We start from the raw sequence: 12054 nt of genomic DNA on the forward strand, positions 1-12054 counted from the left end.
TGAGTTCGATATAAGGATTTAGTTGTTAAAAACGCTATTCTTGATACAATTTTCTATTGAAAATTACTCAAATTGACGTGTTTTGTTTGCAAATTACGTCAGATTGAGTGAAATTCTGAAAGAATTTTGTATCGAAATCAAGTAATTTGCTTACATCGAACTCAGGTTATTAAACTTGTAGCATTGTAATTAGCTAGTTTTATTTTTAATTATTTTGTTTACAATATCTTCCAAATAATCAAGTTGTAACGCTTGTATTTCCATAAACTTTTTATTTTGGTGCATTATTAAATGATCAATTTTTTCATGAAGTAATTGAATTTCTAATTCAGATTTCAAATTTACCTTGAAATCATGTTCTCCTCTAATCCTGTCTTTTTGTTCTTGTCTGTTTTGACTCATCATAATAATAGGAGCTTGAATAGCTGCCAACGAAGATAGAATTAGGTTTAATAGAATAAATGGATACGGGTCAAATGGTTTGCTAGATAAAACCCAGACATTAATACCCATCCAAAAAATTAAAAATAAAAAGAAAGATATAATAAAAGTCCAGCTTCCTCCAAAATCGGCAACTTTATCTGCAATTTTTTGTGCTATAGTTAAAGTATCATCAATTTCAGGTTCAATATTTTCACTAAGAATTTTATTACTGCTAACTTTTTCAATTATTTCATTTTCTAAAGTGCCTAAATCTTTGGATTCTTTTTTTAATAATTTTTCCAAATATTTTTTTCGATAAATATTCAAATTATCAATAGAGATAAAATTATTAATAGAAAATTCAGGATAATCTTTTTTAATAAGTTTTAATAATTGAGATCTAATAAAACTTCCTTTTATAAGATTTTCTAAAGGATAATCTTTTTTATCTATGTAACATTTTTCTGTTTTTGTATCCATCTTTTTATTGTTTTTTTTAGATTGATAAACGTAAAGATTAATTTACATGGTAACCCTTAAAAAGATTGAAATCATTTTATTACTTATTTTGGATTAGCCAATGTTCGTTTTAATAAAGTAGTATAAATTGGTTGATTACCAAGTAACGCTGTAAATACTGATGCTGTTACGGTGGTAATAATTAAAGGTAAAATTAATTCAAAATTCGAGGTCATTTCAACGGCAAGCATTAAACCTGTTAGTGGAGCTCTTACCGTTGCTGCAAATATACCTGCCATTCCTGCAACAGCAAAAATTCCTGGATGTAAAACTAGAGTTGGAAAATAATGTTGCATAGCACTTCCAAATAGCATGCCTAAAATTATTCCCAGAACAAGCATAGGTGCAAAAATACCACCAGGAGTACCAGTACCATAGCTAAAAGCGGATAATAACATTCTAATAACAAATAGAATTATTAAAGCGTAAAATGTAAACGATTGGTCAAGTACCTTAGTAAAGGTGCTATAACCTCCTCCTATCATATCTGGGAAAAATATTCCAATAAAAACGATTACTATTCCAATTGTACTTCCTAAAATAATTATTGGAATTTTAGATAGCTTTTTAAAAAAATCTAATGCTACTATTAATAATTTATTATATACAAAACCTACTATGCTGAATAATAAACCCAAAATAATGAACATCCATAAGCTTGATAAATTGGGACTTGGGAACACGGTCATTTGTATTACCGGACTATCATTAACCAAAGCTTTAACCACAAAATCAGCTGTACCAGATGCAACTATAATTGCTGATACTGAATAAAAATTGAATTTAAAATGCTCGTGCATTTCTTCAATAACAAATATAATACCTGCAAAAGGAGCATTAAAAGCACTTGCAAGACCTGCTGCAGCACCAGCTGAAATTAATGAGTTGTTTACATTATCAGGCTCTCGAAAAACATCTTTTATCATTTTACCAATATTTCCACCAAGTTGAATGGTAGGACCTTCACGACCTAATAATAAACCACTTCCCAGTGAAAATAGAGAAGCAAAAAATTTTACAGGCAATACTTGTTTCCATCGTATAGGTCTAACTCCATCTAAAGTACCTTCAATTTCTTGAACGCCACTACCAGAGGTTTCAGGAGCATATTTTCTAACTAAAAATAATGAAATGCTAATACCAATAATAGCAAATAAAACTGGCCAAATCCAACTAATAATTCCTGATTTTCCAGCATCTTCATATAAGTGATCTCTAAAAGTTTCAATATAGCTTAGTACAATTCTAAAAGCAGAACTTATAATTCCAACTACAAGTCCTACTATTAAAGCCAAATAAATTAGTTTGAAATTTTTGGTATCAAAATCAATAAATCTATTGTTCAATTTTTAAGTTTTTATAATAAATCAAATGTAATATATTTATTCTAATTTTATAAGCGTTTAAGATTTCTAATTTTTATGAATTGGTGAGGCTATTTTTTTCCATTAAAATTAGAAGGATATAAATCAATACCGTTTTTTTCTGCAATTTTGAGTAAAAATGGAATTAATATAGAAGCTCCTGGAATTATCATAAAAGGAACACCAACTCCAATAATTTTAAACATATCAGCAACCTTTGTTTTAAGTTGTTTTTCTTCAGCTTTAGTAATTTTTTGTTCAAGTATAAATTTATAAATTATGCGAGAAGTTTCTCTTGAATCTGTTGCTTCATTTTTTAAACCATCAAAAAAATCAATTAAAACTTTAGTAACTTTCTTCTTGTTTTTAATGATAATTTGAGAAAATTCTTTTTTATTATCCGCCTCAAAAACAGACAGGTCTATTATTAATTTATTTTTATTTTCTTCTTTTTGAGACACTTTTTAAAGTTTTTAATCAATAGAATTCCCCGATACTCTGCGTTGGGTGTAGCGTAAAGATATGTATTTTTTGGGTTTATGAGTGAGCATATTTTAAAGAGTCATACTAAAAGTACTCGTTGTGCATTTTAATTCTTTGAACATGCTACTATACTATTACATCAGTTCGAGTGAATTTTATCAAAAAACACTCCTTTAGATTTGTATTATATTTATAAATCAATAAAAACGGAAAAGATACACTATCAATTCACTCCAAGTTCACAGCTTATAGTTCGATTTAGATCTTTTCCATTTTAGTAATAAACTCAGATTAGAAATTCGGGATTTTAAGCCCATTATTAAGGAGTTGAGTTTAGTAATTTAAAATGAACAACCTCGACCCAAGGGTACGAGGTATCAAAACAACTTCAACTGTGAAGTATGTATCTTTTCATAGTTTTGATTATTTCCTTGTCCTTGAACATATTTCTTAATAACTTCTTCATTTGCATATTGACCAACTGTGTTAATATAATAGCCACTTGTCCAAAACTTCCCTCCCCATAAAAACCTTTTTACTTCTGGATGTAGCCTGAAAATTTCTCTTGCTGTCAAACTCTTAATCGTATTTGCTATTTTCTTAGCAGACATCATAGGAATGCTTTGAATCAAGAAATGAACATGGTCGTCATCACATCCTATTTCTAAAAAATGTATTTCAAAACGTACCGATATTTCTAAACATATATTTCGTAACGTTTGAGAAACTTCTGGTGTCAATACCTTTCTCCTATATTTTATAGGAGAAACTAAATGATACAACAATAAACTTTTATTATGACTCTTATGAATATGCTCACTCATAATGCCAAAATTACATATCTTTACGCAACACCGACGCAAGCGTCGGGGGAATTCTAGCGATTAAAAACCTTCAACCAAAAATAATTGTAAAATAATTTGCTTACCCCCTCCCTTGTCGTTGCATCTTTGTGCTATTATTAATTTAAGATAATTAAAAGATGAAAAAGCAAGTCGAAATTTTTACTGCAGGTTGTCCTATATGTAAACCTATAGTGCAATTAGTAAAAGACACCGCCAATTCAAATTGTGAAATCACTATTCACAATTTGTCGGAAATAAACAATGATTCCGTTTATAAAAAATATAATATTAAAAGACTTCCTGCTATTGCGGTAAACGGAAAATTATTGGAATGTTGCAAAAACATTGAAATTACAAAAGAAGATTTAATCAGTGCCGGTATTGGCATGCGTTAATCTATTTATAAATTTAAAAACTACTATTATGAAAAAATTATTAAAAACAGTCCCTTTTTTTGGTCTTATATTCACCATATTATTATTTGGTCAACACACAACTATTAATGCACAAAATAACTCAGACCATGTTTTTATTAAGATGGAAGTAAACGGTATGGCTTGTCCGTATTGTGCTTATGGTATGGAAAAAGAATTAAAGAAAGTTTCAGGTATTGATGATGTAAAGATTCAATTAAAAGAAGGTATCGTTTTTCTTTCAATTTTAAAAGAGAAAAAACCATCAAAAGAAAATCTATCATCAATTATTACAAATGCTGGTTTTACACCTGGTGAAATTGAATATAGCGATAAACCATATCCAATAAGAGACACTTCAAAAGAATGAAGAATATAAAAACTAACATAACAAGTATACTGTCGTTGTTTACATCTTTTTCAACACTTTTATGTTGTGCATTACCCGCCTTATTGGTAACATTAGGTATGGGTGCAGTTGTAGCAGGATTGGTATCTGATTTACCATTTTTAAGAACTTTAAGCCTTTATAAAGAATGGACTTTTTCTTTTGCCACTTTGTTAATTGCCTTTAATTTTTGGTTGGTTTATAGAAAAAAATCTCTAGATGATGCATGTGAAATTCCTGAAAACGGAGAAGAATCTACCTGCGAAACAACATCTCGTTGGTCAAAAAAAATATTATGGATTTCGGCAATACTTTTATTTATTGGTTTTTTTATGGCTTTTTTAGCACTGCCTTTAACACGTTATCTAGAATCTTAACTAATTAATATCTTTTATAATGAGTAAATATAAATTATTCATCCTTTTAGTTTTTTATATTACTTTAAGTAATGCTCAAGGTCCTCCTATAACTACTCAAACTCCGGTTATGTTAGGTTTAGAAGGAAGTGGTATTAGAACTTTTGGTAAATTTATTTCAAAAGAAAATGCAACTATTTATGTGCAACCCATTATAATTCCATATAATATTTCTTCAAAATTTCAAATTGGAGGAATATTTCCCTTTAAATTTATTAATCCGAAAGGAACAAATGCGGTAACTGGTTTTTCTGATTTAGCGCTATTTGCTAAATATCAATTGTACAAAAAAGATGGAAAAGCCAAAACTTTTAGAATTTTAGCTAATCTTAAACAAACCTTTCCTACTGGAAAATCATCTAGTATGCCTGCTATTGGATTAGGATTATCACAAACATACATTGGTTTAATACTTGGTAAAATAACTTCTGCCATAGGAATTTATAGCGACTTTGGTTATACCATTACTAACAAAGGAGCTACCGATAATTTTAGCTACAACTTTTCTGTTGGCATACCATTGCTACCTCAGCAATATCCACAAAAACAAATCAATTCTTTTTTGGAGTTTAATGGCAACTATTTGTTTGATTCACGTATTCATACTTTATTTATATCTCCCGGACTACAATTTATTCCTGGAAGAAGAATTTTATTTGAAACTAGCTTACAAATACCTGTATTACAGCAAAATATAAACATCAACAAAACAAATTATATGCTATTAATTGGCACACGGTTTTTAATTAATTAAAAACAATTGTGCTTCACCTTAATTTAACTAAAATATACTTATACTTTATTGATAAATAAATAGTTATAAAATAATAGACCATCTCTTAAATTCATTTAAAAATCAACATGAATTTAATTATTAATTTCAGAGGATTTTTTGTAATATTATACCTTGAAAAATATTTAAACTACACTAAATGAAATCAATAAATCAATGGTTTGATGAATATGCAGAAAGTCATCAAAATAAAACGAACCAACAAATTCATTTTATTTGTGTTCCTATAATATTTTTTAGTCTAGTTGGTCTGCTTATGAGCATAAATTCAACCATAATTTCATCTACTTTAAATATTCATAATCCTTTTATTGAAAATTGGGCTGCGTTAGTGCTTCTTTTTTTACTCCTGTTTTATATTCGATTATCTTTTAATATTTTTGTTAAAATGCTAACTTTATCAATAGTTTGCTTAGTTGGCAACTATTTTTTAGGAGAATTAGTTCCTTTATTACCTACTTCCATAATTTTATTTATTGTGGCGTGGATTGGTCAGTTTTACGGACATAGATTAGAAGGTAAAAAACCATCCTTTTTTAAGGATTTACAATTTTTATTAATCGGTCCTGCTTGGGTTTTTGAAAAATTATTACAAAAAAGAACTTTATGAAAATCAAATTAAATTTTATAGTAATTTTATTATTGACTGGTTGTAGCCTGTTTGCACAACAAACAAACTATGACGTTTTTAATACTTCTATAAATTCTAAATATGCAGAATTAGGGGTTACTTATCTGGGTAATAATACCGTATTATTTGCTTCTTCTAAAAAAACAAGTAACGACAAACCTTTTGCTAAAAATAGACGAAAAAATAATCGTCAATTATTTTTAGAATTATATGAAGGTAGAATAACTGACAATGGAGATATTATTGAAACTAATACATTCTCAAAGGAAGTTTATAATAAATTTTTTGAATGTGATGTCACTTTTTCTCCAGATCTAAAAACCATTTATTTTACCTGGAATAACTATTATGGTGATATTTTAAGAAAAGAGATGAATGTTAGAAAACCATTATACCTTTTTAGAGCAGATATTGATAAAAACTATAAATTATCTAATGTAACACCAATGCCATTTAATAGTAAAAATTATTCTATTAGAAATCCTGAGGTAAGTAAAGATGGCACAAAATTGTTTTTTTCTAGCGATATGGAAGGCGGTTATGGTGGGCTAGATTTGTATGTATCAACAATATACAAAAACGGTAGTATAGGCTGGCCTCAAAATTTAGGTCCAATTATTAATACCGATAAACATGAAATGTTCCCTTATGTAGATCAAGATAATAATTTATACTTTTCTTCTTTTGGGCATAAAGGAAAAGGTGGTTTAGATATTTATGAAAGTAAATTTAAAAACGGAAAATATGAAACTCCAATAGATTTACCTTCTCCCATAAATTCAAAAGCTGATGATTTTGCCTTTGTAATAAATAAAGATTCAAACACAGGCTTTTTTACTTCTAGCCGTAAAAATGGTAAAGGCGATGTTGATATATATGCTTTTAAAACCAAAAATGCTATTTGCAAATCCTTTATAACTGCAAATTTTATTGATGAAGAAACAAAATTAAATATAGATTCTGTTCAGGTAACATTATTTAAAAACAATAAATTAATTGCAAAACAAATTAATACGCTTTCAAATCCATTTAAATTTAAATTGGAATGTAATCAAAGTTATTCACTTAAAGCATCCAAAATTAATTATGAAGATGTTGTTGTTGATTTTAGTAGTGAGTCAAATGCTAATTTAAAGAAAACAATTCCTCTAAGTAAAATAGCATGTAACCAATTAATTACAGGTTTACTATTTAATAAAATGACTAAAAAGCAACTCGATTCTGTTGAAGTTTCCTTATATAGTAAAAATAAATTTATAGATAAACAATTTATTAGAAAAGGATATAAATATCAATTTGATTTAAATTGTAATCAGAATTATACTGTAAAAGCTTCTAAAAAAGGTTTTAAAACCACCTTATTTAATTTTAGATCAACCAATCAAAACAAAATTGAGATTGCAAGAACTTTATTATTAGATCCAATTAGCTGTAACCAATTATTAACAGGTCAAGTTTTAAACAGAAAAACGAAAAAGTTTTTACCAAATGCTACTATAAAATTATATAAAGACACCATTTTGTTAGATTCTTTAAAATTAGATTCTGAAGCAAAATTCAGTTATAATGGAAAATGTGTTACGCAATACAGAATAGTTGCATCACAAAAAAATTATGATGATGATGTTGCTAGTATAATAACAAATTCAACAGATGGTAAAATTGTTAATCGTATTTTATACCTACAACCTAATACCGAATTTGTTGTAGTTAGAAAACAAAAAATGATTAATACAAAGCCAATTTATTTTGATTTAGATCAATTTAACATTAGAAAAGATGCTGCCATTGAGTTGAATAGAGTTGTTAATATTATGAATAAATATCCAAATATTCGTTTAGAAATAAAATCACATACTGACAGCCGTGCTCCAGATAATTATAACATGAAACTCTCTAATGAAAGAGCAAAATCTACTATCAATTATATTATATCCAAAGGAATTGATCCAAGTCGAGTATTTGGAAAAGGATATGGCGAAACCGAAATTATAAATAAATGTAAAAACGGTGTAAAATGTACACAAGCAGAACATGCTGTTAATAGAAGAACAGAATTCATTGTACACGATAATTAAAATATGAAACCAGAAATAACTTTTGAAGATTTTAATAAAGTAGATTTTAGGATTGGAACTATTATTGAAGTTGAAGATTTTCCAAAGGCTAAAAAACCCGCTTATATTTTAACTATTGATTTCGGATTACTTGGAATAAAAAAATCGAGTGCCCAAATTACTGATTTGTACACAAAAAATGATTTATTACATAAACAAATTAATGCCAATGTAAATTTTTATAAAAAACAGATTGCTAATTTTTATAGCGAATGTTTGGTACTTGGAATTTCAAATTCAAAAAATGAAATTGTTTTACTACAAGCCAGTTCAAGCACTGTAAAAAACGGTGAGCAAATAAGATAAATACTTGATTATCTTACGTTTACGTATAAAAAGCTAAGAATTAAAAACATCTCAAGATGGACACAAAATATGATTATGTTATTATTGGTTCTGGGTTTGGTGGTTCAGTTTCAGCTTTACGTCTAAGCGAAAAAGGATACAAAGTACTTGTAATAGAACAAGGAAAAAAGTTTAAAGCAAAAGATTTTCCAAAAACTAATTGGAATCTTAAAAAATGGCTTTGGATGCCTTCTTTAAAATTATTTGGCATTCAAAAAATAACTTTTTTTAGACATGTAAATATTTTAAGTGGCGTTGGTGTTGGTGGTGGTTCTTTAGTATATGCAAATACATTACCTAAACCCAAATCTCCTTTTTTTAATCACGGTTCTTGGAATGGTTTAGATAATTGGGAAAACAAATTAGTTCCCTATTATGATTTAGCTTGGAAAATGTTAGGTGCTGCCAAAAACCCATATTTAGCACCCGCAGATATTTCACTTCAAAAAATAGCCGAAGAAATGAATAAACCTTTTGAACCTTCAAAAGTTGCTATTTTCTTTGGTGAAAAAAATAAAACTGTTGATGATCCTTATTTTAAAGGAAAAGGTCCAACAAGAACGGGTTGTATTTTTTGCGGTGCTTGTATGACTGGTTGCCGCCATAATGCAAAAAATACTTTAGATAAAAATTATCTTTATTTAGCTCAGCAATTAGGTGCAAAAGTATTAGCCGAACACAAAGTAATTGATATTCAGCCAAATGGAGAAAAAGGTGAAAATGGTTATGAAGTTTTTTATAAAAAATCAACATCCCATTTTTCTTCAAAAAAATCAATTACCACAAAAGGAATTATTTTTTCTGGTGGTGTTTTAGGTACAGTGCCTCTATTATTAAATCTTAAAGAAAAAAGTTTACCTAATTTGAGTAATCAAATTGGTAAATTTGTAAGAACTAATAATGAATCGCTTACATTAAACACCATTTATAAAGGTGAATATGCCGATAAAATATCTGATGGAATTGCTATTGGCTCTATTTTATCTATCGATAAAAATAGTCATATTGAACCTGTTAGATATGGAAAAGGAAGTGGATTTTGGGGTACTGTTATGGTTCCTGTAATTAATGAACCTAATTTTATATTACGCTTTTTTAAACTAATATTTCAAATCATTATTACGCTACCAAAACGATTAAAAATAGTATTTACTAAAGATTTTGCAAATAATACTTCTATTTTACTGTTTATGCAACATCTTGATTCTACCATCCAACTAAAAAAAGGGTTGTTTGGTTTAAAATCAAGTGTAAATAAAATCGATAAAAAACCAACAGCATTTATCCCTGAAGCATTGAATTTTGCTAAAAAATATGCTAAAAAAATTAATGCAATACCACAAGTAATGATTGCTGAATCATTTACGGGATTTCCTTCTACTGCTCATATTTTAGGCGGAGCTTGCATGGGCGAAGACAAAACAAAAGGTGTTATTGACAAAAATAACAAAGTATTCAATTACCATAATATGTATGTTTTTGACGGAGCAATGATTTCTGCAAATCCAGGTGTAAACCCTGCTTTATCAATTACCGCAATTACAGAGTATGGAATGAGTAAAATTGAACCTAAAAATAATAACGTATGAATATTGAAGAAATAATTATATCACAAAGAGCATTCTTTAGTACTAATCAGACAAAAGATGTAAATTTTAGGTTAAAGCAACTTAAAAAAATCAAGAAATTATTAAAGGATAATGAAGATTTAATCTATAAAGCAATTTATGATGATTTTAGAAAATCTAAATTTGAAACTTATTTATCTGAACTGTCTTTAGTATATCACGAAATAAATACATTGATTAAGAATCTAAAGAAATGGAGCAAACCTAAAAGTGTATATACAGGGCTTACTAATTTTCCCGCAAAAAGTTATATAATTCCTGAACCATTAGGAAATACGTTAGTAATTGGTGCTTGGAATTACCCTTATCAATTATCATTAATGCCTGCTATAACAGCTTTAGCCGCTGGTAATACTGTAATTTTAAAACCAAGCGAACTTCCAAAAAATTCATCAAAAGCAATGGCTAAAATTATTAATGAAAATTTTAATAGCAATTATTTTTGTGTAATTGAAGGAGGAATAAATGAAACTACACAATTATTAGAACATCGATTTGATAAAATATTTTTTACAGGAAGTACTAACGTTGGTAAAATAATTTACCAAGCTGCAGCAAAGCATTTAGCACCTGTTACTCTTGAACTTGGAGGTAAAAGTCCAACCTTTGTACTTGCTGATGCCAATTTAAAAATGACTGCAAAAAGGATGGTTTGGGCTAAATTTTTAAATGCAGGTCAAACTTGTGTAGCACCAGATTATGTGCTTGTTGAAAAATCTATTGAAAAAGAATTTCTTGACGTATTAAAAAATGAAATAGAAAAACAATATAGTCAAGAAAATCAAGATAATTATTTACAGATAATAAACACTAAAAATTTTGAACGTCTCAATAATCTAATAGATACTACTAAAGTTTTTTGTGGGGGAAAAAGTAATAAAGAAGAACGTTATATAAGTCCGACGATTTTACAAAATGTATCTTTTAATGATCCCATTATGCAAGATGAAATATTTGGTCCAATTCTTCCTGTCATTCCTTTTTCCGAGCTTGATACCGCTATAACAATGGTAAAGGGAAAACCAAAACCATTGTCCTGTTATATTTATTCTAAAAACAGAAAAAAAATTAAAAAAATATTAAACGAAATTTCCTTTGGAGGTGGTGCTATTAATGATAGTGTGATGCATTTAACCAATAGTAATCTCCCTTTTGGAGGAGTTGGTTTAAGTGGTGTTGGTAATTATCACGGTAAAGATGGTTTTAGTACTTTTTCACACTATAAAAGTATTTTAGATAAACCTTTTTGGCTAGAATTTAATTTAAAATATGCTCCTTATACTAAATTAAAAATGAAGATAATGAGCTGGTTAATAGAGTAATATAAAATTTTATTTATCCGTTGTGCATTATGATAAAATTTTGTTAATTCGAATAAATTTTAGCCCTTTTAGGCTTAAAGTTAGTGTAGAAAATAGGTTTTTTAGTTAAAGACAATCGTTCTCGATACAATTTTTTATCAAAAATTACCTGCCTTGCCGTCCTTTAGATTTGTAAAGTAAAGATTTTCTTATTTATTAAGTATTTTTACTTTACAAAAAAAGAATGGGGTGAACTTAGCTTGCCGCTAGATTTTAGGTCTATTGCCTGTATTAGTCCCCATTCTTAATTAACCGATTACAAAGGACCAAATAGAATTTCAGTTTCATCCTTATAAAGGTTTTAGTCAACGTAATCTTTTTACTAATT

At 28.1% G+C, this 12054-nt stretch carries 13 protein-coding genes; 9 read left to right on the plus strand and 4 right to left on the minus strand.

Annotation, left to right across the window (positions count from 1 at the left end; translation table 11 throughout):
• Positions 1-189: 189 nt before the first annotated feature.
• The 4 genes from L3J60_RS09290 to tnpA all read right to left on the minus strand — a co-directional run bounded on the left by L3J60_RS09290 (position 190) and on the right by tnpA (position 3613).
• Entirely contained in the window at positions 190-903 is a 714-nt protein-coding gene (locus L3J60_RS09290) for a DUF1003 domain-containing protein (protein WP_291975223.1), read from the minus strand.
• Positions 904-986: 83 nt separating this feature from the next.
• On the minus strand, positions 987-2288 hold the full coding sequence (clcA, locus tag L3J60_RS09295) for a H(+)/Cl(-) exchange transporter ClcA (RefSeq protein WP_291975224.1): 1302 nt from the start codon (positions 2286-2288) through the stop codon (positions 987-989).
• Between the two features lie 89 nt (positions 2289-2377).
• Positions 2378-2767: an LETM1 domain-containing protein gene (locus tag L3J60_RS09300; RefSeq protein ID WP_291975225.1), complete on the minus strand. Its 390-nt coding sequence runs from the start codon at positions 2765-2767 to the stop codon at positions 2378-2380.
• 399 nt (positions 2768-3166) lie between these two features.
• Positions 3167-3613: an IS200/IS605 family transposase gene (tnpA, locus tag L3J60_RS09305; RefSeq protein WP_291975226.1), complete on the minus strand. Its 447-nt coding sequence runs from the start codon at positions 3611-3613 to the stop codon at positions 3167-3169.
• 158 nt (positions 3614-3771) lie between these two features.
• Between tnpA and L3J60_RS09310 the strand changes: the two genes are divergently transcribed.
• The 9 genes from L3J60_RS09310 (at position 3772) to L3J60_RS09350 (ending at position 11687) form a co-directional block, all read left to right on the plus strand.
• Positions 3772-4029 carry a thioredoxin family protein gene (locus L3J60_RS09310; RefSeq protein ID WP_291975227.1) on the plus strand — a complete coding sequence of 86 codons (258 nt, stop codon included), beginning with the start codon at positions 3772-3774 and terminating at the stop codon, positions 4027-4029.
• A 28-nt stretch (positions 4030-4057) separates the two neighbouring features.
• Positions 4058-4417 (plus strand): heavy-metal-associated domain-containing protein, encoded by a 360-nt coding sequence (locus L3J60_RS09315; protein ID WP_291975228.1) that lies wholly within the window; start codon positions 4058-4060, stop codon positions 4415-4417.
• Positions 4414-4812, plus strand: coding sequence for a hypothetical protein (locus L3J60_RS09320; protein ID WP_291975229.1), 399 nt, complete (start codon positions 4414-4416; stop codon positions 4810-4812). The genes L3J60_RS09315 and L3J60_RS09320 overlap by 4 nt, the downstream gene beginning before the upstream one ends.
• Positions 4813-4831: 19 nt before the next feature.
• Positions 4832-5605, plus strand: coding sequence for a hypothetical protein (locus L3J60_RS09325; protein ID WP_291975230.1), 774 nt, complete (start codon positions 4832-4834; stop codon positions 5603-5605).
• Between the two features lie 178 nt (positions 5606-5783).
• A complete protein-coding gene (locus tag L3J60_RS09330) occupies positions 5784-6254 on the plus strand; it encodes an Mpo1-like protein (protein WP_291975231.1) in 471 nt (156 codons plus the stop codon).
• The gene (locus L3J60_RS09335) at positions 6251-8353 is read left to right on the plus strand and encodes an OmpA family protein (protein ID WP_291975233.1); all 2103 of its coding nucleotides are present in this window, start codon (positions 6251-6253) and stop codon (positions 8351-8353) included. Before L3J60_RS09330 ends, L3J60_RS09335 begins: the two co-directional genes overlap by 4 nt.
• Before the next feature lie 3 nt (positions 8354-8356).
• The gene (locus L3J60_RS09340; protein ID WP_291975234.1) at positions 8357-8698 is read left to right on the plus strand and encodes a tRNA-binding protein; all 342 of its coding nucleotides are present in this window, start codon (positions 8357-8359) and stop codon (positions 8696-8698) included.
• Between the two features lie 56 nt (positions 8699-8754).
• Complete coding sequence (locus tag L3J60_RS09345; RefSeq protein ID WP_291975235.1) at positions 8755-10326, plus strand: GMC oxidoreductase; 1572 nt, start codon at positions 8755-8757, stop codon at positions 10324-10326.
• On the plus strand, positions 10323-11687 hold the full coding sequence (locus tag L3J60_RS09350) for an aldehyde dehydrogenase (protein ID WP_291975236.1): 1365 nt from the start codon (positions 10323-10325) through the stop codon (positions 11685-11687). Before L3J60_RS09345 ends, L3J60_RS09350 begins: the two co-directional genes overlap by 4 nt.
• Positions 11688-12054: the final 367 nt, after the last annotated feature.

The sequence above is a fragment of the Lutibacter sp. genome (assembly GCF_021647475.1).
GTDB lineage: Bacteria > Bacteroidota > Bacteroidia > Flavobacteriales > Flavobacteriaceae > Lutibacter.